Here is a 24780-nt window from a genome sequence, read left to right as displayed (position 1 = left end):
TACGCCATTTGACGAAGTTTTTTTTCTATGGTAACATACGTTGGTACTTTAATTATCTACTACATTAGTAAACTAAAGGATTTCGGAGGTTTCACCATGAATGCAGTTGTTATAGCGGTTATTTTAATGTTGATATTAAGCTTGCTGCGAGTCAATGTGGTTATTGCGCTGGCACTTGGCGCTTTAGCGGGTGGACTTGCAGGCGGATTAGGTCTTGGAGGAACGGTTGAAGCCTTTACTGATGGGCTCGGTGGAAATGCGACAGTGGCGATTAGTTATGCGCTTTTAGGAGCCTTTGCAGCGGCGCTGACGAAAACGGGTCTTCCAGATGCCATGGTCGAAGGAGCAGTGAAGCTTCTAGGAAAAGAAGGCGACTCAAGAAGAAAAACATTATCAAAAGTGCTCATCATTCTTGTCATTTTGATCGTATCCTGTTTTTCACAAAACGTCGTTCCTGTTCACATTGCCTTTATTCCGGTCTTAATCCCGCCATTATTAAAGGTGTTTAACGAGCTTCAGATTGACCGCAGACTGCTAGCATGTGTTATGACCTTCGGACTCACTGCACCATATATTTTACTTCCAGTCGGTTTTGGACAGATTTTCCATGGGATGCTTCGTGACAACATGAAGGAAGCGGGTTTGACAGTGAACTTAGCAGACATTCCGTATGCGATGCTGATTCCTGTAGGGGGCATGGTTCTTGGGTTGATCGTTTCACTTTTTGTGTATCGTAAGCCAAAAACATATGAGAATCGTGACATTACGGATGTAGAAAAATCAGCTTACACGAAAAAAAGCTTGTTCTTTGCTGGGCTTGCGATCCTTGTCTCACTCATCGTCCAGCTCTATTTATCTCAAAGCCTTGGAGTCGAAGGAATGATTTTTGGAGCACTGGCAGGACTTCTTGTTCTGTTTGTCACAGGTATGATGAAACGTGATGAAGCAGATGCGCTTATTACTTCTGGAATGAATATGATGGCATTTATCGGTTTTGTGATGCTTGTAGCGGCTGGATTTGCCAACGTATTAACGAAAACAGGAGATATTGAAGAACTAGTTAAAGCTTCTTCTCAGTTCATCGGAAACAGTCAAAGTGTAGCGGCGATTTTAATGCTACTGGTTGGAATGCTTGTGACAATGGGCATCGGGTCATCATTTGCAACGATCCCGATTATTACGACCATCTTTGTTCCACTTTGTTTACACTTAGGATTTAGTCCAATGGCAACCATTGCAATCATTGGTTCAGCTGCGGCTGTTGGGGATGCAGGTTCACCTGCAAGTGACAGTACGCTTGGGCCGACATCTGGGCTGAATATGGATGGACAGCATCACCACATTTGGGGTACTTGTGTCCCAACATTCGTCTTTTATAATATTCCGCTTGTCCTGTTCGGATGGTTTGCGGCAATTATCCTATAACATGAAAAGGTTCCTCCATGGAGAGGAACCTTTCAGCGTACAGTCAAACCCTCGCATTCGGTGTCAGTCCTGCGTGCCGGTGCTCACGAATGTCAAATTCGCTCCGCTCCGGTACATTTTAGCCCTTTGTCAACAATATGAAGGTTCCTCGATGGAGAGGAACCTTTTTTGATCTTTATGAGGCTGATTGTTCTTTTCGAAAGGATGTAGCTTTTGAAACAGAGCGATAAATTTTAGGTGCCAGCATCGCAAGGACAATAGTCAAAGCATAGTCTTTGACCATAAACCAGATCATGAAGAACCATGTGGTTTGATAAGAAATTGGTGCATTCAGCCAAACATTTAACGCGATGTACGTATAGGTTGTCCCGATCACATACATCACGGTCGTTCCAGCAATGGCTGCAAGCAAAAAGCGGCCAAAGCCAGGGTGTTGTCTCTTTTCAAGAATGAAGCCGGCAAGCCAGGCAGCAGGAATGTACGATAACACAAAACCGCCGCTTTTACCTAAAATGACACCAAGGCCCGCAGAGAACTGTGCGAATACAGGTGCGCCAGCAATCCCAACTAAGGCATAGACAATCATGGCTAATGCGCCAAGTCGTCTGCCTAGCAAAAGACCAGCAAGCACACAAAAAAACGGCTGCATGGTGAGTGGAATTCCGCCGATCTGTAAAAATGGTACGATCGATGTGATGTTGGCTCCTATGGCCATCAGTGCAGCAAACATTCCGACTAGCACAAAGTCAGCCGTTCTTGTCTTCTTTTGCATGATGTTTCCCCCTGTCTTATCTGTACAAATAGATTAAGGGGAAGAGGATTTTTTGTCAACCTGTTTTCATTTTAGGTTAACAATAAAACCCGCCCCTGAAAAGGGCGGGCTGGATATTAAGCTTCGGTCATAGAAGATGTATCAATGGCTTTACTGACAGGCACATAATCATAGCCAAGATCACGAGCAACGGCTTCATATGTGATATGTCCGTTCATCACATTGACGCCTTCTGCGATGGCATTGTTTTCTTTGATGGCTTTTGCAGCGCCTTTATTTGCAATTTGCAGCGCGTATGGAACGGTGACATTGGTTAAAGCAACAGTCGATGTTCGCGGTACCGCGCCTGGCATATTGGCGACAGCATAATGTAAAATGCCGTGTTTTTCATAAGTAGGCTGATCATGTGTTGTGATATGATCAACTGTTTCCACAATCCCGCCTTGGTCAATGGCTACATCGACAATGACGGAACCAGGCTTCATTTGTTTCACCATTTCTTCTGTCACAAGGGTCGGTGCTTTGGCACCTGGTATTAGAACGGCACAAATGAGCAGGTCTGCCTCACTGACTGAATCTGCAATGTTGACAGGGTTAGACATTAACGTTTTCATTTGATGACCAAACTGATCGTCCAGCTGACGTAATCGCTCCGCGTTTAAATCAATGAGTGTCACATCTGCGCCAAGTCCGACGGCCATTTTCGCTGCATTTGTTCCAACAACACCGCCGCCTATAATGGTGACCTTCCCTCTCGATACCCCTGGCACGCCTGCGAGCAAAATGCCTTTCCCGCCTTTTGGCTTTTCTAAAAATTGTGCACCGATTTGAGCGGCCATTCTGCCTGCCACTTCAGACATAGGGGTTAACAGGGGAAGTGATTTTCCGTCCGTTACCGTTTCATAAGCAATGGCTGTGACGCCTTTTTGTTTTAATGCTTCAGCCAAGGAGGGCTCTGCGGCAAGATGCAGGTACGTAAATAAGATGAGTCCTTCTCTGAAATATAGATATTCCTCAGGTAATGGTTCTTTTACCTTCATGATCATATCAGAAGATGCCCATACATCTTTCGCCTGATCAAGGATCTCTGCACCAACAGATACATAATCGTCATCAGTGAATCCACTTCCAGAACCAGCGTTTGTTTCAATTAAAATCTGGTGTCCAGCTGAAAGCAATTGAGAAGCTGCTCCTGGTGTTAATGCCACTCGGTTTTCATTGTTCTTAATTTCTTTCGGAATGCCGATGATCATGTTTATTCCTCCTATGCTTATCTATTGATATTGTATGTCTAGTGTATCCTGAAAGTTTAGAAAATTCTTCGGTTGAAATAAAAAATAAAAAACGCCTCTTTGTGAAATTTCACAAACGGACGTTTTTTAGCTTCATATCAAGATAAATGGTCATCTTCTCATTCATGTTTTTTAAATCAATTTCTGCAATGTCTGTAATCCGCTTTAGTCTGTAATTCAATGTGTTGATATGAATGTTTAATTGCTTTGCGGCGATATTGGCATTGCTGTCACAATCAATAAACCGTTCAAGGGTTTCGACTAGGTTGGAATGATGCCTTAGGTCGTAATCCTCCAGCTTCGATAAAGAGTAACTGGAATAAGACGAGCCCTTTCGCTTTTCAGCCAGCACATCTAAATATTGATAAATGCCGAGTTCAGAAAAGCTGTTTAAACGTTCCGTTTCAACAGGAAAGCGTTCTTTTGTTTTTAATACAGCCAGTGCTTCTTTATAGGACGGCTGAATCTGAGAGATGTTATCGTAAATTCCTCCAATGGCCGCCTGAACGTGATGGATATGATACCGATCAGACAGCTGCTGCAGCATGCCGCTTGTGAATTGTTTAATATCTTGAAGCGGGTGCTCCGTTTTTGGTGAGACAAGAATAATGAATTCGTGAAAATCAACAGTCGTTAATAGCACCTGCACTTGCTGCGTTGTTTCAAGCAGATAGGACAGCTTTTTTTCCGTCGCCTCTGTGAGTTCGTCACGAAGGCGAAAGATGATAATGGCATACGTGTCTGGACATCTCATGCCAAGTCTCAAAAATAGGTCAAGCATCTCATTCTTTTCATGAATATGACCTGTGAGCATCTTCCAAAAAAGCTCCTGATTGCGTTCCTCTGTTTTCGTTTTTCGAATTTGTAAATTGAGTAATTTGTTTTTAACGGCATGGGCTGCCATTTTGAGAAGGTCCATTTCTTCTTCTGAAAAAGGCTGCGTGGATTCAATGGCCCAGATAAATCCGAGCACCTCTTTGTCCTTCCATATTGAAATGGCGACCCTGCTAGATAAACCTACTTCTGCAATTTGAGGTACACGAAGCGGTTCATCTGTTTTAAGTAGTGTAGGAATGATGCCGTCCTTCCAAAGCCGATTAATGACTTTTTCCGGTACACGGCGGGAGATAATGGTTGAAGTTCTGGCGGGATCAGTGAAATCATTGTGTGTGCTATATGCCAATAAACGATGATGAGTATCTTCTATAGTAATAGGGCAATTGAGCACATCACTAATTTGGTCTGCCACATCCTCTAAACGATCAAGACTATACTTAAATGGATCTGTCTTTTTTGTCATAAAAACCCCTGCTTTTTCGAATATTTCACATACTTACATTATGAAGAGAATGAGGTACGTAAATCAATAAAAAAATGCCATAAACTTAAAAAAACAGAAAGCGATAGATCTGAGTGATTTGGTCATAAATGGATACTAAAAAGAAATAGTACAATAATAACGTAGTAAAAAATCAATAGGTGAAAAGATTCATCCGAGTGCGTGTGCACTTATTAAGAATATATGACTAAAAAATGTTAAATACTAGATAAAAAGCGAAAAAACAGTAATTCTATAGACTCATTTTGTAAAATAAAAACAGATTTGTTTGACTGTGTATCATTTCTGTTTTTATAATAATAACGTCAAAAAATAAGTGGATTAGCCCATTATATGGCGGCTATGCACGGGAGGTAATGAGGAATATGTCAGGAATTATTCGCGTAACCCCAGAAGAACTAAGAGCGACCGCTAAGCAATATGGTGTTGAAAGTCAAGAAGTGTTAAACCAAGTTGATCGTCTCAATAGAATGATCTCTGATCTAAAAGGAATGTGGGAAGGTGCTTCTAGTGAAGCATTTGCTGATCAATATGAACAGCTAAAGCCTTCATTCATCAAAATGTCTGATCTATTAACAGATGTCAGCAATCAGCTTGATCAAACTGCAAATACACTTGAAAGCACTGACCAAGACATCGCAAGCCAAATCCGCGGCTAATCAAAGTGATTTCCTTTCTAAGTGTAAAAAGCAGAAAAAGCGCCGAGTCTGTCAATTGATGCCGGCGCTCTTTCTATTTTGTGAGGTGGAAATTTGTGTATATCGATATTACCATCGACTTAAAAAATTATGATGGCAGTGTGTTTGATTTGAGACTATCAAATTATTTACATATTAAGCAAGTCATCCATATCGCCTGGCAGGCAAAACAAATCTCACTTCCTAAGCGAGAAGGCGGATGGGTGCGTGTAGTCAATAAGAAAGCTGTGTTTTCAGGCGAATATAAGCTGTCAGACTGTGGGATCACTACAGGGGACAGGCTGGAAATACTATGAAAGGACTTTTGTAAATGGCAGATAAAAAGAGTTCCTATTTAGAAGAACAATTAGAAGCAGTCATGAAAAAAGAGGAAGGCACCTACACCTTCATTTTTCAAAGAGAGACGATTAAACTCTTAGACGGTTTAGAAGCGGCACCGATCAAAGACATCAATCCTTCATTTAAAAAAGAGATTCAATTAACTGAAGGTGAGGTCATGATCTCAATTGAACCGCCTCCTGCCTATCAGGAATTTCGTTTCATCCATGCCAAGGATGAAAAAAGCAAATGGATTTTTTCATACCAGCTTGTCGATGCAGTTTGCAAACACGACGTGAAGCGGCTGCATCCTATTGTTTCTCCTGAAAACATTGTTTTTCATCAAGGCTTAGCTCCTGCATTTTTGCATTACGGGGTCAAAGAAAGCATCCCGCCGTATGAAACCGATGAGCATCGCCTGTTAAAAGAGGTCAAAGCCGTCATTCTTCGAGTGGTTGACCATGAGTATCAGTTTCAGGAATATTTGGCTTATCATGATACGTTGAAATTATCTGAGCTGGCAAAGGAAATCAGTGAAACGCAGTCGCTGGAAGAATTGTCCGCCCTTATTCAGCAAAAGATCGAAGTGCTCGAAACGAAAGAAAAAACGCTATTAACCATTCCTAAAAAGAAATGGAAGATCGAACGATACATTGGACTGGGTCTCCTTGTCCTTTTGATTCCCGCATTGGTGTATACCATTTACACCTTCTTTTTCGCGATGCCGAAACAAGAAGCGTATGTCGAGGCAAACAAATATTATCTCAACAAACAGTACAGCCAAGTGGTGGATACGTTAGAAAAATATCCAGCTAATCAAATGCCAGTCTCTCTTCAATATGAACTGGCCATTTCGTATGTGCAAACGAACCAAGGCAGCCTGTTACTTGATCAGCACAAAAGAGAAATCACGGATACGTACACATTGCAGACAGATCCGCAATACTTCCTTTTCTGGATTCACATTGGACAAGGCAATAGCAAGGAAGCGCTAGATATTGCACGGGTACTTGGGGACGATCGGTACATTTTTACTGCACTCGTCGCCTATCGCAATGAAATCCAAAATGATGATCGTCTCTCTGCTGAAGAAAAACAAAAACAGTTAGATCCAATCATTAAGGAAATGGCGAAATATGAAGAAAAAGAAACAACGGAGACAAGCACCAATGACTCCTCAGGCGCGAGCCAAACAGATGAAACAGCTGAACAAAAAGAGCAGTCAAAAGCCGATCAGGAGAAAAAAGAGAAAGAATCTGATTCAAAAAAGAATCCCTCTCAGACAAAAAAAGATGAGAAAAAATAATTCTTTCGATACAACTGACAGTTGGTGCTGTCCCATGAGGAGGTGGAGCGTTTGAGTCTTCTTTGGGTTTTTTATGAGGAGGATTATCAAACCGTCCGTTTAGATGAGCAGTTCAATCGAGAAGCTGTGATTGGACCTGAAATAGAGCATACCGTGACAATCTCTTCACTTTCATTTGATGAAGGAGCGATTCGTTTATCACCTGATGAATCGAATGATGGTTTTTCAATTTACCAGGGAGAGAAGAAGAAAGGAAAATTACTTCCACATGAGCCATGTGAAATTGGATCACTCACACTCATTTTACTGGATGCACATCATGATCAACACATTTATTACCTAGGAAATAGAGTCGAGGTGTCTTTTTCAAATGAGGAGAAAGATGAGATCGATGTGTGGAAAGAACAAGCTCATGCTATGTTTCAAGATGCCAAGCAGTTCACTTTAGAAAAAATCGAAGGAACTTGGTATGTCATACCTCAGAATGAGACGATTTATGTGAACGGAAAGCAAATCCACGGACCAGAAAAGATTCATGCCGGTGATGAGCTGTTCTGGAACTTTCTGACGGTTACACTTGAAGATGATGATTTATTGCAAGTGACAGCATACGAACCATTTCAAACACGTTTAGATAAAACAAGACCACCAAGCACAGAAACAAAACAAAAATACCCTTTATACAGACGAACACCACGTTTAATTTATGATCTGCCTGATGATCGGGTTTCATTTAGCTTTCCTTCGCAGGAGAGTGAAAATAGCAGCAGAGGGCTTTGGCTTGTTGTCCTCCCTCCGCTTGTGATGCTTATTGTCATGGGAATTGTCGCACTCATCCAGCCGCGCGGGATTTTTATTGTTGTGTCGATGGCGATGTTTATTATGACGTTAATTACATCGTCCGTTCAATACTTTAAAGAGAAGTCACAGCGCAAAAGACGAGAAGAGAAACGGCAGCGGGTATACTCACTTTACTTAGAAAATAAACGGAAAGAGCTACAAGAGCTGTATGACCGTCAGCAATTTATCTTGACGTATCATTATCCATCATTTGAACAAATGAAATACTTGACGTCAGAAATCAGTGGGCGGATTTGGGAAAAGACGCTTGTCAGTGATGACTTCTTGCAGCTGCGTCTTGGGACAGGTGCAGTTCCGTCAATCTATGAATTATCGACGAGCGGCGGCGATATGGCCAATCGTGACATTGATGACTTAATGGAACAAACGCAGCACATGCAAAAAGTCTATCGTGAGGTGAAGGATGTACCGATTACATTCGGTCTTGCTGACGGCCCTACAGGCTTAATTGGAAAGCCAGCGATTGTGAAAAATGAGCTTCACCAGCTTGTCGGCCAGCTTGCTTTCTCGCACAGCTATCACGATTTGAGATTTGTCTTTATCTTTCATGAGCAGGAGTATGAGAATTGGGAATGGATGAAATGGCTTCCGCACTTCCAGCTGCCTCATACATACGGTAAAGGGTTTATTTACAACGAACAAACCCGCGATCAGCTTTTGTCCTCTATTTATGAAGTTTTACGTGAGCGTGATTTAGAAGAAGAAAAAGAGAAAAAAATCTTTACGCCTCACTTTGTGTTCATCGTGACAAACCATGAACTCATTGCGGAACATGTCATTTTAGAATACTTAGAAGGCAGCCGGACAGACCTCGGCATCTCAATTATCTTTGCCGCAGAAACAAAGGAAAGCTTAGCTGAAAATATCTCAACGCTTGTCCGTTATATTAACGAAGAAGAAGGAGATATTCTCATTCAGCACAAAAAGGCAGTACGGATTCCATTTCGGCTTGATGCACATCAGCGCGCGGACAATGAGCTGTTTGCCAGAACACTGAGAACGTTAGACCATCAAGTCGGAATGACCAACTCGATCCCAGAAACGGTCTCATTCCTTGATTTGTTTCATGCCAAACAGGTAGACGACATTGGCATTCGTGAAAAATGGCTGACATCTGAAACAGCAAAGTCATTATCTGTGCCAATCGGTTATAAAGGGAGAAACGATATTGTCGACCTGAACCTGCATGAAAAAGCACACGGCCCGCACGGCCTGCTGGCTGGAACAACGGGATCAGGGAAAAGTGAATTTTTACAGACGTATCTATTATCCTTGGCTGTACACTTTCACCCGCATGAGGTTGCCTTCCTGCTGATTGATTACAAAGGAGGCGGCATGGCGCAGCCGTTCCGAAATATTCCGCATTTACTTGGCACCATCACAAACATCGAAGGCAGCAAGAACTTTAGTGAAAGAGCGCTTGCGTCGATTAAAAGTGAACTGAAGAAAAGACAGCGGTTGTTTGATCAGTATCATGTGAACCACATCAATGATTATACGAAGCTCTATAAGGAGAAAAAGGCTGAACAGGCGATGCCTCATTTGTTCTTAATCTCTGATGAGTTTGCTGAATTAAAAAGTGAAGAGCCGGATTTTATCAGGGAGCTTGTGAGTGCCGCACGTATTGGCCGAAGCCTCGGTGTCCATCTCATTTTGGCCACACAAAAGCCAGGCGGGGTCATTGATGATCAAATTTGGAGTAACTCCCGCTTTAAGGTCGCACTAAAAGTGCAAGATGCGTCGGACAGTAAGGAAATTTTGAAAAATAGTGATGCCGCGTCGATTACCGTCACAGGCCGGGGATATTTACAAGTTGGGAACAATGAAATCTATGAATTGTTCCAATCGGCTTGGAGCGGTGCACCATATATGGAAGATGGCTACGGATCAGAAGATGACATTGCCATTGTGACAGATACTGGACTCATCCCATTATCAGGGGTAAGCACAGAGCCGGCAGTGAAAAAAGAGACAGTGACAGAAATTTCTGCTGTTGTGGATGAAATTGAACGTATGCAGCAGGAGCTTGGGATTGAGAAGCTTCCGAGTCCATGGCTTCCACCGCTTGAAGAGCGTATTCCAAAAACGCGTTATGCGTCGAGTGAAGAGCATGTCTTCCATTTTGCACTTGTTGATGAGCCAGATCAGCAAAGCCAGCATCCGCTCTCTTATCAAATGATGGAAGACGGGAATATTGGAATCTTCGGTTCCTCTGGCTACGGCAAATCACTTGCTGCCACGACACTGCTCATGAGCTTTGCGGAGAGATATTCACCTGAAGAATGGCATGCGTATATTTATGACTTCGGAAACGGGACCTTGCTTCCGCTCGCCAAATTGCCGCACACGGCTGATTATTTCTTAATGGATCAAATGAGAAAAATTCAAAAGTCGATGAAGCGTCTGCGTGAAGAGGTTGAATACCGCAAGCGGTTATTCAGACAGCAAGAAATGAGTCATATCAAAATGTATAATGCTTTGAATGAGAAAAAGCTTCCGTTCATTTTTATCGTGATCGACAATTTTGACATTGTCAAAGACGAAATGCATGATCTCGAATCTGAATTTATCCAGCTGAGCCGTGATGGACAGTCATTGGGCATTTACTTCTTGATCACAGCGACTCGTGTAAACGCAGTGCGCCAATCACTTATGAACAACCTGAAAACAAAGATTGTTCATTACTTGATGGATCAAGGGGAGGCGTATTCGATTATTGGCAGACCGAAATTCAGCTTAGAGCCGATTCCGGGACGAGTCATTATCAACAAGGAAGAGCTTTACTTTGCACAAATGTTCCTGCCAGTTGAAGGAGAGGACGATCTCGAATTGTTTGAGCATCTGAAACAAGAGATTCAGCTTCTTCATGAGCGCTTTCAAGAGGCTGAAAAACCAAAGCCTGTGCCAATGCTGCCTGATAAGCTGACAGTTTGGGAGCTTGAGAGTCATTTAGATGAGCAAAAACAGCCTTACGACATTCCAGTAGGATTAGATGAAGAATCTGTGGTACCTGTTTACTTTGATTTGAAAAAGAATAAACACTGCCTCATTATCGGTCAAACGCAGCGCGGGAAAACAAATGTGACAAAACTGATGCTTGATCAGCTTTTAGAGGCAAAGCCTGAAAAGCTGGCCGTCTTTGATTCAATCGATCGGGGTCTTTCCCATTATGCAAAAGAAGAGAACATCGATTACCTTGAAACAAAGGATGATATCACCGAATGGGCAGAGGAAATGGACCGCTTATTCAAGGTGAGGGAAGAGATATACGTTGAAGCTGTACGCCGGGGAGAGACCGATCAGTTGTCATTTCCTCAAGTTGTGCTTGTGATCGATGGCATCACACGTTTTCAGCAGACGATCGATCCGCGCTTGCAAGATCAATTGGCTGATTTCATGAAGTCATATGCACACCTAGGCTTTAGCCTGATTGCATCAGGAAATCATACCGAATTCAGTAAGGGCTATGATGCACTGACAAACGAAATCAAACAAGTTCGTCATGCCATGTTACTCATGAAAAAATCAGAGCAAAACATCATACCGCTTCCGTATGCAAGACAAGAACCAGACATTCAGCCAGGCTTCGGGTATTTGGTTGAAAACGGGAAAGAGAAGAAAATCCAGGTTCCTTTATGTGCGGTAGAAAGGAAGAGTGTTCAATGACAGAGCAGCAAAAAAGCTCCATCAAAATCGTATCCACCATGATATTGATTCTTGTTTTGCCGGTTTTATTTTTCCATCTCATTGGGGATGATCCAGCAAAACAGAAGAAGAATGCTACACGTAATATTGCTGTGGTCAATGAGGATATGGGAGCGAGCGAAAGTGAAAACACCGCTCGTTTTGGGCAGGATGTGGTTGCAGCATTATCAGAGCGTCCTGATTATAAATGGACCGTAGTCAATCGGAGTGCGGCGGAAAATGGACTGAAAAACAGAAAGTACGACGCTGTCCTCTATATTCCGTCTGATTTCTCTAAAAATGTGCTGAGCTATGATAAAGACCATCCTGAAAAGGCATCCATTCAATTTTCGATTCAAGATCAGCTCAATGCAGTCAATAAAGAAAAAGTGCAGAGAGAGCTGGAAAATGCGCAAAAGAAAATGAATGAACAGATGTCGACCTTATACTGGAGTTTTGTATCACAGGAAATCGGCAATGTGAGAGAAGAGTTTGAGCATATTGTCGGCAAAGAAGTCGAATTCCAAAACACCATGTATAACTTCTATAAGCCAAATTCGAACAAACTGTCTGATGCCGTCCAGCAGCAGAAGAAACAAATAGAAGAATTAAAAAATGCGATGGCCGATTCACAAAAACAGTATAAAGACGGTTTAAGTACAACAGAAGAAGCGAAAAGCCAGCTAAAGGATTTCGTAAAAGTAGTGGAACAATACCAGCAGTATCAGGACAAACAAAAGGATCTCTTGATCAAAGCGCAATCCACAAGCAAAAAACAAATCCAGCAGGGGCTTAAGCAGCTTGCTGAGATTCAAAACCAAAATGCCCGCAGCTTTAGTGATCAAATGGGCGGGCTGAAAACAGACATGAATGGGGTACAAAGCCAGCTGAAAACAACTGACAGCGCCATTCAATCTGTTCAGAAATCGAGAGAAGACGCAATTCCAGTACAATCAACTGGATTAACGGACCTTGTGAAGGCGTCCCAAGAAGAGCTGATTAAAAAGTATGAAGCTCAATACTTGGAAGACTATAAAAATAAGGTAACAGCCTTGCAGACTAAGTTAAAGGCAAAAAGGCAAGAGCTAATGGACGCGCCTGGACCGCCAGCTGATCCTGGTGATGATGAGCCATCAGGTCAAGATAATGAGAATCCAGAAGAGATTGGCATTAATTTGGACGAGGAAACAACTGAACTTACCCAAATTTCAACAGAGATGAACGATTTGGCTGATCAATTAGCAGAGCAGGAGACGCCGCCTTCTACAGAAGCAGAAAACGCAACAGATGGTGATGATCCTGCTCAGCCAGATAACGACAGTACGAATCAATCAAAAGATGAATTAAAAGCACTCTCCTTACGTTTGGAAGAAGTGAAAAAGAAGATTCAAGAAAAAGCCACTACTCATAATGACCAACTGAAGGACAAGGTGAGTCAGTTGAGTAAGGAGCTTGAGAGCCTCTCGAAAAAAGTAGAGAAGCTTGAAAAGAAGATTCAAAGGTTACAAGATCGATATAATGTAATCTCGAATGAAATCAAAAATCAGGAATCTTCCATCTTAAATAAGATGAAGGAGCTGAAACGTAGAAACTCGCCGATTGGAAACACCTTTAATGAGGAAATTTTTGATGAAGAATTCAATACAAAAACAACAAGCACCAAAAAGTTAATGGAGTATTCCAATCAACTCTCACAGCTAGAGATGATGCTCGGTAATGTCTATCAATCATCAAATAACTCATCCTTGGTCGACACCAAGCCAGATGAAATCCAGTCCATCCTATCCATCAAAAAAGATGAGACAGAAAGCTGGGATACACTAAAAAGCCAAATGCTGACTTCAAACGATGATGTGTCTGCCTTTATTAATGAGATGCAGAAATTTTCAGATGGCTATGCAGAATATATTTCGACGCAGCAGGCAAGTATGGAACAGGAATTAAAGATGATTTCTGAAAGTGCGGACAATGTAGCTGAGCAAATGGCTGATCAAGGAGATGCGGTGTATACGGCAGACCTTGCAGGCAGTTCAATTGTTGTCAGTGCGCAGGATTCAATCGGTCAGGAAGTGCTTCGTCTTTCTGAAAATATGAGTTCGTTAACCGACCGCCAAAAAGGTGTGGCAGATTATACGAATAACATTGAAGAAAGTGTGACAACGGTTCAAGAAAAGGCGGATACGCTGAATGAAAACTGGAGCAAGAATGTAGATTCAACGAAGCTAGTTCAGCATGATTTAAATGGTATTTTAGGAAACACATTAAGCGGTCAAGGCAATAGCAACTATGTATATAACCACTTAGCCAACCCGCTGAAAATTAGCGGGGATGTACCGGAAGAAAAAATGCAGACTGTACCGCCAGTGGTCATTTTGGTCATTGTGATGATCAGCAGTTTATTGATTGGCTTTTTTAGCTCGTATTATGCGGCGGCTCCGATGCTGGTCAAAGGTGCACTGTTTGGCATTTTGAACCTTTTAGTTGGACTCATGATCAGCTTGTTTGGACTTAATATCTACAAACTCGCAGATGATCAAGCCATTCAATGGTCGATTTTCACGATTTTGCTGTTGGTGACTTGTTCAGCCTTTATTCGCACGGCTTTCCTTTTCGGATCTATTGCCGGATGGATGGCAGTAACGGCGCTTATTTTCTTCTTTGTCGCACCGTTAATTGATTTGGTGATGCCGAATTTCCACTTTACAAATCCGGTGACAGACGTGTATATGTCGATCCAATACGGGAATGGGGACAATTTTGGAATGGGCATCACAGGGTTAGTGATTGTAACTGTCCTCTTAATGGCCATACCACTTGTGACAAAGCTATGGAAAGATAAGACAGAGGAACGTGATGTGACACATGAGGCTTAATCTGTTCGTGAAAGGGATGACACTTAGTGTCATATCCCTTTTTCTCCTCATCCCTGCTGCTTTCGCTGCTGGTGAAGATACGGATACAAATGTCAAGCCGAATGAATATCAGGAAAAGGAACTCAATATTAACTCGAGTATATTGCGGGATCAAACGAAATACGAACAAAGCAAAACAACGAAAAAAGTCAAAACAGACATTCATTTTGCTGAACCGCCTAAAACGTCGGGTGGGCATCTTTCGCCACAGCTATTCAGTGATCTGAAAGAGAATCCGCCTAAAACACCAGCTCGTATGATGAAAGAGATGAACATCTCTTTTAGCGATTCGGCTGTATCAGCACCTTCTGTCGATGATCATGAGAAGCAGACATCGGCGCTGCTTCCTATCATCTTTGGTTTCTTGATTGCCTCTGGCATCGTCGTGATGATCATCCTGATTCCAAAGGTGAATGTAAAAGCTGAAAAGAAATAGCCTGTCTCTTTTAAAAGGGGCAGGCTTTTCTTTATGCAGATTGCTTGATGTCATGCCGATTCACTACGTAAAATAGTGTTATCAAAGGAGGAGATTGTCATTCGAATTTCAATCGTTACAGGAGGATCAAAAGGATTTGGACTAGCACTTGTGAACCGGCTGCTTTCACGTGGGGATCATGTGTACACTGCGGCAAGAAGTGTGTCGCCAATATCCCATCCAAAGCTTACACATACACAGGTCGACCTGACAGATGAGGCAGCAGCTGCCAAATGGCTTCAAGATATTCTGTCCCCGCAAACACTGGCAGACGCTGATGACATCTTATTCGTCAATAATGCAGGAATGGTGACCCCTATCAAACGCGTTGGGCAAGGCGGACGGGAAGCGCTTCATCAGCATTATACGTTGAACCTTGTCATTCCTGTTTTGCTGAGTCATGTATTTGCCGACGAGATTCAATCATTCAAAGGGAAGAAAACGATTGTTCATCTTTCTTCTGGAGCGGCTAAAAACCCATATAAAGGATGGAGTGCGTATTGCAGCTCAAAGGCGGGACTCGATATGTTTATGAGGACTTTACATGAGGAACAGCAAGACGAGGCGCATCCTATTATTACGTTTTCCTTTTCACCCGGGACGATTGATACAGATATGCAGGGAGAGATTCGGAAGTCATCAAAACAGGACTTTGAACAAATTGAACGTTTTCAGCAATTATATGAAACAGGCACGCTGAAGAGTCCAGATGAAGTCGCAGGTATCTTGCTCGACCTTTTATCGGAGAATCCAGCTGGCGGATGCGTATACGATGCACGTGAGTATGTGAAAAAGCAGTCATAACGACTGCTCAGCGTGAAGGCAAACCCTCGCATTCGGTGTCAGTCCTGAGCGCCAGTACTCGTCCTTTCTGGACTTCAAGGGTTTTCATATCACGCTGAAAAGAAGACAAAGGGCTAAAATAAAGATCATTTTAGCTCGTTGTCAACAATTGGAAGAATTCATAACGACTGATTTTTCTTATGGTACAAGCAAGAACGGCAGATTTGGCATAAGCTAATCTTGAGACTCATAGGAATTATGACAGAACATTTGAGTTTCTTTTCAGAATATGTTAGGATGCTAAAAATATAGATAAGGAGGGGTTTCCATGAGAAAGGTTACATTAATGGATGTTTATACTCACCCAGTCGGTCAAAAATATTTAAATCGTTCAGGAAAAGCCCATGCGATTGCTTGTGCTTATCACGCATTCAAGCTGGCGATGCAGACAGGAATTAACCCAGATCTTGCTGTGAAAGCAGCGCTCTTGCATGACATCGGTCACTATGAATGGTATACAGCCGGTGGAGAATGGGATTACGAGACATATAGACGGAATGATATTCATGCCATTAAAGGCGCAGAGCGGGCCCACAAACTGCTCATACGTCTCGGTGAGGAACCAAAAGCAGCCAAAGATATTGCGCTGGCGATTCTGCTTCATACGGATTCTTATTTGCCAGAGGGCGACCTGCACAAGGACACACTCCAGCAAATTGTGAAGAAAGCAGATGAAATGGATGAAGAGCCTGGCGGACACCATCATTACAGACAAATAGACGAATCACTTGCACTGAAAAAAATTGCGGATTTGGATCAGAAGGTGCAGCAGGCACTTCAGCCCATGAAACGCTCTGTTTAGTATGGAATGTCTCCATGAATATTTCCATGCTGGTCGACATACAATGTGCGAATAACGGTACGGTTAAACGCAGATGTTCCTGAAGTCGTGAGTCCCGTGTAATGAACCGTGACGGAATAAGCACCTTCTTTTTTCAATTGAACGGCTGATGAAGAGCTTGTTTTAAGTGGATGATCCTTTTGTGCATCCTTAAAGTAAACGGTCTCCACTGTTTTGCTTAACCGTTTGATCAGACGGCTCGAATGTGTTGCTGCATCCCCTGATTTCGCTGCAGCAATTTTGATTTCTTCATTTAATGGTGAATCAAAGGATACAAGCAGCAAATAAGGAGCCTTTTTTCCTGAATTCGATCGAATCGTCCATTTTCCAGGAACGGGTTTATTGATCTGCACATGGTGTGAATATGCGCCTTCATATGGGAAAGATGCTTCCGATGTCTGAAGGTTTGTTAAGACGTCTCCATTTGGGGCGACGATTTCCGGCTTTGCTTCCTGTCTTTCATTTAACCACTGAATCGATAAGCCATTCGTTCCTTCCTCTACATAGAACGCTTCTGTTTTATCCTTTTCACTTTCACCGCCTTTTACGTAAACATCTGTATTCACCTCAGCAGAGACTGGCTCTTGTTTCGGGTTATCTTCTTTTTCAGCATTTGAGATACTTGCTAGCAGCTGATGTTGGAACACTGGGAACATGCTTGTGCCGTTTTTGATCGAATAGTGATCCCATTTTCCCGTTAAAATATTATTTGCATACGATAACCTTGTGCTGCTTACCGTGACAGCGCCATCGTTTGCACCAAAGCTCTTTAAATACATGCCGCCTAAATAAAGCACACTGCCAAATGTTCCCCATTCTGAACCAGAATAGGTGACATATTTATTGGGGAACGTCTCTAATCGGTCGGTTTCACTTCGAAAAGCCGCCATAAGACCCGTTTGCAGAGAATAAAGTGCGTCGCTTTTTTGTCCAAGAATTTGCGCGAGCCAGCTCCCGCCCTTGCTATAGGCTAAATCCGCAAGCGGCGTTCCGTAATGAGGAGAGCCGAGTGTGATGACTTTATCTACATATGGATGGGCATTGTAATACACGAGTGCGGACTGTGCATCCACCCCGCCTTTACTATGACCGATCACAATGAGTTTTCTATCGAAAAAATCATAGATTTCTTTTAGCTTTTCCGCTAATAGTTTGCCATTCTTTTTCATGTCCTGATCTGGATGCAAATCTATGAATGCGCTCTCGTATCCATTCAGAACAGCTTGTTTTGCCATATCGTTTCGACCGAACCAAGTGGAGGAAGAGCTATTAATGCCATGAACAAAGACAAGAGGGGGTTTTGACTCTTCTTTTTGAACTGGCTCTTCTCCTTTAAACCACTTTCCTGGTGTACCAGGTTCATCTCCAATTGTGCCTGCATACGCATAACTTGCAGAGGATAGAAAGAGCATGACAGCAACGATACAGATTAATTTTTTCAAGATAATTCACCTCTTCAAATGATTTAAATTGTTGGCAGCACCAATCTATTATACTTCTAAAAAATGCAAAAAAATATAATTTGTAAAAATATGGTAGTAATGTTGTGGGTTTGCCGAGTGACATTCACATGGGTCATTGCATACGCTGTGGTAAATACACAAGTAAAGGGGCAGGTAGGATGGCACAACAGGGAAGTCCACAGCTTGTTTCATTAGTCGATCCATATGTTTATCAAACATTGCAGAAAGTGGTCGGTATGAGATTGATTGTTCAAACAGTGAAAGATACTGTGCGTGGAAAATTGAAGGAAGTCATGCCGGATCATATTGTGATTGAGGCGGGGACAAAGTCAGTTTTTTATGTGCGGATCCAGCAAATCGTGTCGGTGATGCCTGATCACAGTGAAAGAGTGTAACAAGCAGACGCATAGGTGTCTGTTTTTTTCATGCTTACAGAATGTATATCTGCAAAAAGTGCATGATATACCAATTGTTCTTTTTTTTTCAAAAAATGTGGTTCTAAAATAAGAAGCAGTTGACAGAAGGTGGGTTGAATAGTAGTTTTTTAATAAGATCAATACGTAACAGGAGGAGCATCTTTGTTAAAATCTAAAGTTCATTTTTGGACATTCCAAATACTACTTGTTTTACTCATTGTGTATGTATCAACAAAGGTTTCGTTTTTATTTCAGCCGATTATTTTATTTGCGTCAACACTGTTTGTGCCCATCTTGCTGGCAGGCATTCTCTTTTTCATTTTTAATCCAATTGTGCGATTCTTGTCCAAGAAGATTCCTAGGACACTCGCCATCCTGATCATTTATCTCCTGTTCATTGGACTCATCACATTCATTGTCAATGCTGCCGGACCTGTCATTGCCATGCAGTTGGGCGGACTTGTCAAAAGCTTCCCTGGATATGTGACGGATATGCAGAAATTTATCAACAACTTCTCGCATTCTAAAACATTTACTTGGATGATGAACCAAGATTATGTGTCTGTCTCAAAGTTTGAACAGACGATCGTTTCGACATTAAAAGATTTACCGGAAAATATTGCTTCAAGCATGTCTGCGGTGTTTGGCGTCATTGCAAATATTGCCCTTGCCGTGATCACGGTTCCGTTTATTTTATTTTACATGCTGAAAGACGGGCATAAGTTTCCGGACAAGCTCGTTCAATTCTTGCCAATGCCTTACCGCAAGGAAGGGCTGAAAATCTTCAAAGAATTAAACGACACGCTCGCTGCTTACATACAGGGGCAAATTGTTGTCTGTTTATTTGTCGGAGTTGCTTGTTTTATCGGATACTTATTAATTGGTGTGAAATATGCGCTCATTCTCGGCATTATCATTGCGGTTACAAACGTGATTCCGTACCTTGGACCATATCTTGGCGCGGCACCAGCTGTGCTCATTGCCTTTCTTGATTCGCCTGGAAAAGCGGTTGTAACAGTAATTGTCATTCTTGTCGTCCAGCAAATCGATGGAAACGTGATTTCTCCATTGATCATTGGGAAACGTCTTAATACACATCCATTGACCATTATCCTGCTATTAATTGGGGCAGGAAGCTTTGGCGGAATACTAGGCATGATCTTTGCGGTGCCTGTATATGCGCTGCTCAAAGCCATCACACTGAATATTGTGAGATTGGTTCAGCTGCGCCAGCGTTCTCGAAAAGAACAGCATTTAAACGTCTAGGACAGATGCACAAATTCCCCCTTTTTGCATAAGATGATTTACATAAGCAGAAAGGGGGAGATTCTGTTGCCTGCAATCGTTGGACCTATTCATATCGAGTCGTTAGGAGGAAACGGTGCGGCTACTTTCGGTGATGTTCTGGCCATTGCACCTTTGGCCGTAGACCACTCTACTGCCGGGGCGGGAGCCTTTAATTCAGGCGATTATATGTCCCTCACAAGTGATCCAAATGCCACCATGCTGTGGGACTTTACACTGTTTGACCAGCCTCAATCATTTAATGCATAGAAGACAGCTGATGATAAGACGTATCAGCTGTCTTTTTTATGTTGGATATACACGTATTTTTGCCCTGGGCATATGATGAGGGTAGTAAAGGTGGTGGAAAGATGCCAGCAATTGTTGGACCAATTCATATTGATCGTGTGAGTGGCAACGGAGCAGCATATTTCGGTGATGTTTTTGCCATTTCTCCAAAAAGTGTCGATCACTCCGCCGGAGGCTCAGGGACTTATAATGCGGGGGACTTTGCTCAATTCTACAACAGTCCAAACGTCTCATTTGTCTGGGATTCAGACCTGATTAGTCAGCAAAAAAGCTTTAATGCGTAGCCAGCTTTGAAAGGGATTCCTTTTCAGAAGCTGTCTTTTTTTATGGTACAATGGATATGGATGTAAGAAGAAAAAGAGGTGTGAAAAGAGTCAAATGAAAATAAGAAAAGCACACATCACAAGCGGGCAGCCAAAGGCCTACAATGTATATTTACATGAAAATAAAAAAGAATATAAAACACTTGTCGCCGTACCTGATATTGAATGGAGTATTTCCATTGCGTATGAGGACGAAAAAGCGCAGCTTGAACAATCACTTGAACAATCCTTAATGGAAAGAGTAGAAACAGACGAAGCCCGTGAGCTCGCACTAAAGATTGTGCACTGGGTCACAGAAATGTAAATTCAGAAACCAGGAGTGAAAACAGCGATGAAAGAAGAATCCGTAGACTTTTATTTGCAGCAAGGGATATTTGGACATGCTGAAACAAAACCCGATGAACGAAGAATGTTTCTCGGTTCATTAAGGGAACGAGCGCTTCTCGCCTTGACAAAGGGACAGGTATTAAGAAATAAACCGTATCAAGAGGTAGAACAAGTATTAAAGGCCAATCGACAAGCCATTGTTCTTTTAAATGGTGAATTGTCTTATGCTTCTTATTCTCAATATGTCAAAATGGCAAATGCCAATGGATGCTCTTTTAAAGTGGTGAATCATCACGAAGCACACTCGCCTTTTGGCCTTGTCATAGAGGTGCCAAGTGCGATCAATCAAGAGCACATCTATATAGAAGATGAGCTGTTTCAAAACGCTTTTTCTCGTGAATCTGTTGAATAGGTTTCCCTAGTGAAATGAATAGGCTATAATGATTCAAAAGAGCATATGGGAGAGATGCGGATGGGCAAAGCATTGATTTGTATTGATTATACAGTTGATTTTGTTGCAGACGATGGAAAACTGACATGTGGAAAGCCTGGACAGGCGATTGAACCTAAGATCACAGAGATCACTTCTTCGTTTATTGATGAAGGACACTTTGTTGTCTTTGCGGTCGATCATCATGAAGAAGAGGACCCTTATCATCCAGAGACAAAGTTATTTCCACCCCATAATATTCGCGGGACAGAGGGAATTGAACTTTATGGAAAACTAAGTTCACTATTTCACACGTCAAAACATTTAAAGCATGTCTACTATATGGAAAAAACAAGATACTCTGCTTTTGCAGGCACTCAATTAGAAATGAAACTGCGCGAGCGTGGCATCACTGAGCTTCATTTAGCCGGAGTGTGTACCGATATTTGTGTACTTCATACAGCTGTGGATGCGTACAATAAAGGCTTTGAGCTTGTGATTCATCAGAATGCCGTGGCGAGTTTTAATGAAGCGGGGCACGAGTGGGCACTTTCTCACTTTGAGCAGACGCTTGGGGCGAAAGTGGTTAAGTAAGGGAAGGAGAATGGAAGTTGGAGCATCGGTTTATTGACGACAGTTTATCACTACATACAGATCTTTATCAAATTAACATGGCAGAAACGTATTGGAGAGACGGCATTCATGAAAAGAAGGCAGTCTTTGAACTCTTCTTTAGAAAGCTTCCATTTGACAATGGCTTCGCTGTATTTGCTGGTTTAGAGAAAGCGGTTGAATATTTATCGGACTTCTCCTTCACCGAAAGCGATCTTGCGTATTTAAAAGATGAACTCGGTTATAAAAGCGATTTCATTGAATACTTAAGCGGGTTGTCCTTTACAGGTACACTTCATTCAATGCGAGAAGGCGAAATTGTCTTTGCGAATGAACCAATTATGCGCATCGAAGCAGCGCTAGTTGAAGCGCAGCTCATCGAAACGGCACTGCTCAATATTGTGAATTTCCAGACGCTGATCGCAACAAAGGCGGCTCGGATTAAGGGAATCATTGAAGATGAGACAGCATTAGAATTCGGAACAAGACGTGCGCATGAAATGGATGCAGCCATGTGGGGAGCAAGAGCGGCACTGATCGGCGGATTCCAGGCTACAAGTAATGTTCGTGCAGGGAAACGCTTCAATATCCCAGTATCAGGAACACATGCTCACGCGCTTGTACAAGCCTATCGCGACGAGTATACGGCATTTAAAAAATACGCTGAAACCCATACAGACTGTGTCTTTTTAGTCGATACGTATGATACCGTCAGATCTGGCATTCCGAATGCGATTAAGGTTGCGAAAGAATTCGGAGACAAAATCAACTTCATTGGTGTCAGACTTGATAGCGGAGACCTTGCATACTTGTCTAAAAAAGCTAGAACGATGCTGGATGAAGCAGGATTTCATGACGCAAAAATCATTGCATCAAGCGATCTTGATGAACACACCATTATGAATTTAAAAGCACAGGGCGCAAAAATTGATGTATGGGGTGTTGGGACAAAACTGATCACAGCATTTGATCAGCCAGCCCTCGGTGCTGTGTATAAACTTGTGTCGATTGAAGAGAACGGCAAGATGAATGACACCATCAAAATTTCATCCAACCCAGAGAAAGTGACAACACCAGGCCGTAAACGTGTGTACCGCATTATCAATCAATTGAATCATCACTCGGAGGGCGACTACATTGCTCTTGAAGAGGAAGATGTTCAAAGTGAAGATAAGCTGAAAATGTTCCATCCTGTGCATACATTTATCAGCAAATTTGTGACAAACTTTGTGGCAAAGGATCTTCACGTCCCAATCTTCGAACAAGGAAAACTTGTGTATGATAATCCGGATATTCAAACGATTCAAGCCTATGTGCAGGACAGTCTCGGACTCTTCTGGGAGGAGTACAAACGAATCAGCAAACCAGAAGAATATCCAGTCGATTTGAGTCAAAAATGCTGGGATAATAAGATGCAATTTATCCATGATGTAAAAAATAAAATCAAAAAAGAGCTTTATGAAAGCTAAGTGTGGAAGAAAAGGAGATCATCAAGCCGGATGGTCTCTTTTTTTTATTTTGACCGGCTCAAAATGAACCATTTGGGCAATCATTTGGTATACTGAAAGCACATCTTGTTTGTCATTGCATAAAGGAGGAATGGAGCAGTTGAGGGTGTTTGTTGCGAGACAGCCTATTTTTAACAGAAAAGAACAAGTCGTATCATATGAGCTGCTTTATAGAGATAGTGAAACCAATACATATAGCGCTGAAGATGGTGATCAAGCGACAACGGACCTCATTATTAACAGTTTTTTAAACATTGGCATCGAAACACTCACAGAAGGAAAACGGTGCTACATTAATTTCACCGAAAGCTTGCTTTCGTCTGATCTGCTCACCTATTTTGATCCGCATCAGCTTGTGATCGAGATATTAGAAAATGTACCGATTACCCAAGCACTTATTATGAGATGTAAGCAATTAAAAAAATGGGGATATACGATTGCACTCGATGATTTCTTTCTTAACGGAAGACATTTTAGTGATAGGTTGCTTGACGAACTCCTCTATTGCATTGATATTTTAAAAATTGATTTTCTGAAGACAACATCGGAAGAGCGAAGAGATATTCTGAATACATATAAAAAGTATCGACTTCGATTCCTTGCAGAAAAGGTGGAAACGCGAAAAGAATATGAAGAAGCGCTAGAAGCTGGTTTTCATCTGTTTCAAGGGTATTTCTTTAGTGAGCCGCACGTAATATCAGGACGAGCATTATCGACCAGCTTCCATGCGTATCACCAGCTTTTAAATGAGCTAAGCAAAGAACAACCGAATATCCAGACAGTGACACATTTTATTGAGAGTGACCTTTCGCTATCATACCAATTATTAAAAATGCTGAATTCTGGCGGCATGAGACGTCTTTATCAAATTAAGAGTATCCGGCAGGCGATTATCCTGCTTGGTTTTAATGAAATTCGGCGCTGGATCTTTATTCTTTCTTTTAAAGAACTGAATGTCCAAGCCAACTCAAGCCAAAAAGAAATTATCAAAATGTCATTCATTCGTGCGAAAACGTGTGAACTCATTGCCAATCATACTGAACGAGAGCATCCAGCCTCTTATATGCTGACAGGCATGTTTTCACTCATTGATACGCTTGTCAGGGCAGACATTACAGAACTTGTGAAAGAGCTGCCGCTTTCTGATGAAGTTGGCGAGGCACTACTTGGCTATGAAAATGATTATTCTTTTGTGTTAGACGTTGCCAAACGTATTGAACGAAATGAATGGGATGATGAGATGTTGGATGGGAATCTCCCTAAGCAAGAAGCCTACGGCTGTTATATAGAAGCCATTGAATGGTGTCATAAAATGTTTGAATCTTAAGCGTATAGACAAACC

The 24780-nt window shown here is 42.1% G+C and carries 22 protein-coding genes; 18 read left to right on the top strand and 4 right to left on the bottom strand.

Features of this window, described 5'->3' with window-relative positions; genetic code table 11:
* Nucleotides 1–96 precede the first annotated feature (96 nt).
* Nucleotides 97–1425 carry a Na+/H+ antiporter family protein gene (locus tag ACSLGF_RS05180; protein ID WP_456003108.1) on the top strand — a complete coding sequence of 443 codons (1329 nt, stop codon included), beginning with the start codon at nucleotides 97–99 and terminating at the stop codon, nucleotides 1423–1425.
* A 175-nt stretch (nucleotides 1426–1600) separates the two neighbouring features.
* On the opposite strand, the gene ACSLGF_RS05175 is transcribed toward ACSLGF_RS05180, so the two are convergent.
* The 3 genes from ACSLGF_RS05175 to ACSLGF_RS05165 all read right to left on the bottom strand — a co-directional run bounded on the left by ACSLGF_RS05175 (nucleotide 1601) and on the right by ACSLGF_RS05165 (nucleotide 4789).
* On the bottom strand, nucleotides 1601–2197 hold the full coding sequence (locus ACSLGF_RS05175) for a biotin transporter BioY (protein ID WP_456003106.1): 597 nt from the start codon (nucleotides 2195–2197) through the stop codon (nucleotides 1601–1603).
* Nucleotides 2198–2313: 116 nt separating this feature from the next.
* Nucleotides 2314–3450 (bottom strand): alanine dehydrogenase, encoded by a 1137-nt coding sequence (ald, locus tag ACSLGF_RS05170; RefSeq protein ID WP_099727066.1) that lies wholly within the window; start codon nucleotides 3448–3450, stop codon nucleotides 2314–2316.
* A gap of 109 nt (nucleotides 3451–3559) precedes the next feature.
* Nucleotides 3560–4789 (bottom strand): PucR family transcriptional regulator, encoded by a 1230-nt coding sequence (locus ACSLGF_RS05165; protein ID WP_456003104.1) that lies wholly within the window; start codon nucleotides 4787–4789, stop codon nucleotides 3560–3562.
* Nucleotides 4790–5193: 404 nt separating this feature from the next.
* On the opposite strand from ACSLGF_RS05165, the gene ACSLGF_RS05160 reads away from it, so the two are divergent.
* The 8 genes from ACSLGF_RS05160 to ACSLGF_RS05125 all read left to right on the top strand — a co-directional run bounded on the left by ACSLGF_RS05160 (nucleotide 5194) and on the right by ACSLGF_RS05125 (nucleotide 16727).
* Entirely contained in the window at nucleotides 5194–5487 is a 294-nt protein-coding gene (locus tag ACSLGF_RS05160; RefSeq protein WP_003213769.1) for a WXG100 family type VII secretion target, read from the top strand.
* Nucleotides 5488–5582: 95 nt separating this feature from the next.
* Entirely contained in the window at nucleotides 5583–5822 is a 240-nt protein-coding gene (locus tag ACSLGF_RS05155; protein WP_003213579.1) for an EsaB/YukD family protein, read from the top strand.
* A 14-nt stretch (nucleotides 5823–5836) separates the two neighbouring features.
* A complete protein-coding gene (essB, locus tag ACSLGF_RS05150; protein ID WP_456003102.1) occupies nucleotides 5837–7150 on the top strand; it encodes a type VII secretion protein EssB in 1314 nt (437 codons plus the stop codon).
* A 51-nt stretch (nucleotides 7151–7201) separates the two neighbouring features.
* Complete coding sequence (gene essC, locus ACSLGF_RS05145; RefSeq protein WP_456003100.1) at nucleotides 7202–11677, top strand: type VII secretion protein EssC; 4476 nt, start codon at nucleotides 7202–7204, stop codon at nucleotides 11675–11677.
* Nucleotides 11674–14568, top strand: coding sequence for a type VII secretion protein EsaA (gene esaA / locus ACSLGF_RS05140; protein WP_456003098.1), 2895 nt, complete (start codon nucleotides 11674–11676; stop codon nucleotides 14566–14568). Before essC ends, esaA begins: the two co-directional genes overlap by 4 nt.
* A complete protein-coding gene (essA, locus tag ACSLGF_RS05135) occupies nucleotides 14558–15043 on the top strand; it encodes a type VII secretion protein EssA (protein ID WP_456003096.1) in 486 nt (161 codons plus the stop codon). The genes esaA and essA overlap by 11 nt, the downstream gene beginning before the upstream one ends.
* Nucleotides 15044–15142: 99 nt before the next feature.
* The gene (locus ACSLGF_RS05130; RefSeq protein WP_456003276.1) at nucleotides 15143–15886 is read left to right on the top strand and encodes a (S)-benzoin forming benzil reductase; all 744 of its coding nucleotides are present in this window, start codon (nucleotides 15143–15145) and stop codon (nucleotides 15884–15886) included.
* Nucleotides 15887–16193: 307 nt separating this feature from the next.
* Nucleotides 16194–16727 carry an HD domain-containing protein gene (locus ACSLGF_RS05125; RefSeq protein WP_456003094.1) on the top strand — a complete coding sequence of 178 codons (534 nt, stop codon included), beginning with the start codon at nucleotides 16194–16196 and terminating at the stop codon, nucleotides 16725–16727.
* Here ACSLGF_RS05125 and ACSLGF_RS05120 read toward each other — a convergent pair.
* Complete coding sequence (locus ACSLGF_RS05120) at nucleotides 16724–18208, bottom strand: esterase/lipase family protein (protein WP_456003092.1); 1485 nt, start codon at nucleotides 18206–18208, stop codon at nucleotides 16724–16726. The two genes, ACSLGF_RS05125 and ACSLGF_RS05120, sit on opposite strands and share 4 nt — an antisense overlap.
* A gap of 179 nt (nucleotides 18209–18387) precedes the next feature.
* Here ACSLGF_RS05120 and ACSLGF_RS05115 point away from each other — a divergent pair, with 179 nt between their 5' ends.
* The 9 genes from ACSLGF_RS05115 (at nucleotide 18388) to ACSLGF_RS05075 (ending at nucleotide 24765) form a co-directional block, all read left to right on the top strand.
* On the top strand, nucleotides 18388–18624 hold the full coding sequence (locus tag ACSLGF_RS05115) for a YuzF family protein (RefSeq protein WP_099681761.1): 237 nt from the start codon (nucleotides 18388–18390) through the stop codon (nucleotides 18622–18624).
* A 183-nt stretch (nucleotides 18625–18807) separates the two neighbouring features.
* Entirely contained in the window at nucleotides 18808–19911 is a 1104-nt protein-coding gene (locus tag ACSLGF_RS05110) for an AI-2E family transporter (protein ID WP_456003090.1), read from the top strand.
* 66 nt (nucleotides 19912–19977) lie between these two features.
* On the top strand, nucleotides 19978–20199 hold the full coding sequence (locus ACSLGF_RS05105) for a spore germination protein (RefSeq protein ID WP_456003088.1): 222 nt from the start codon (nucleotides 19978–19980) through the stop codon (nucleotides 20197–20199).
* Nucleotides 20200–20300: 101 nt separating this feature from the next.
* A complete protein-coding gene (locus ACSLGF_RS05100) occupies nucleotides 20301–20522 on the top strand; it encodes a spore germination protein (RefSeq protein WP_456003086.1) in 222 nt (73 codons plus the stop codon).
* 94 nt (nucleotides 20523–20616) lie between these two features.
* Complete coding sequence (locus tag ACSLGF_RS05095) at nucleotides 20617–20865, top strand: YueH family protein (protein WP_456003084.1); 249 nt, start codon at nucleotides 20617–20619, stop codon at nucleotides 20863–20865.
* A gap of 27 nt (nucleotides 20866–20892) precedes the next feature.
* Nucleotides 20893–21300: a YueI family protein gene (locus ACSLGF_RS05090; RefSeq protein ID WP_456003082.1), complete on the top strand. Its 408-nt coding sequence runs from the start codon at nucleotides 20893–20895 to the stop codon at nucleotides 21298–21300.
* Between the two features lie 60 nt (nucleotides 21301–21360).
* The gene (locus tag ACSLGF_RS05085) at nucleotides 21361–21912 is read left to right on the top strand and encodes a cysteine hydrolase family protein (RefSeq protein ID WP_034317140.1); all 552 of its coding nucleotides are present in this window, start codon (nucleotides 21361–21363) and stop codon (nucleotides 21910–21912) included.
* A gap of 17 nt (nucleotides 21913–21929) precedes the next feature.
* Complete coding sequence (locus ACSLGF_RS05080) at nucleotides 21930–23399, top strand: nicotinate phosphoribosyltransferase (protein WP_456003080.1); 1470 nt, start codon at nucleotides 21930–21932, stop codon at nucleotides 23397–23399.
* Between the two features lie 139 nt (nucleotides 23400–23538).
* Nucleotides 23539–24765: an EAL and HDOD domain-containing protein gene (locus ACSLGF_RS05075; protein WP_456003273.1), complete on the top strand. Its 1227-nt coding sequence runs from the start codon at nucleotides 23539–23541 to the stop codon at nucleotides 24763–24765.
* Nucleotides 24766–24780 lie beyond the last annotated feature (15 nt).

It is taken from the genome of Bacillus sp. A015 (genome assembly GCF_053851875.1).
This window is presented reverse-complemented; position numbering and strand designations above follow the sequence as displayed.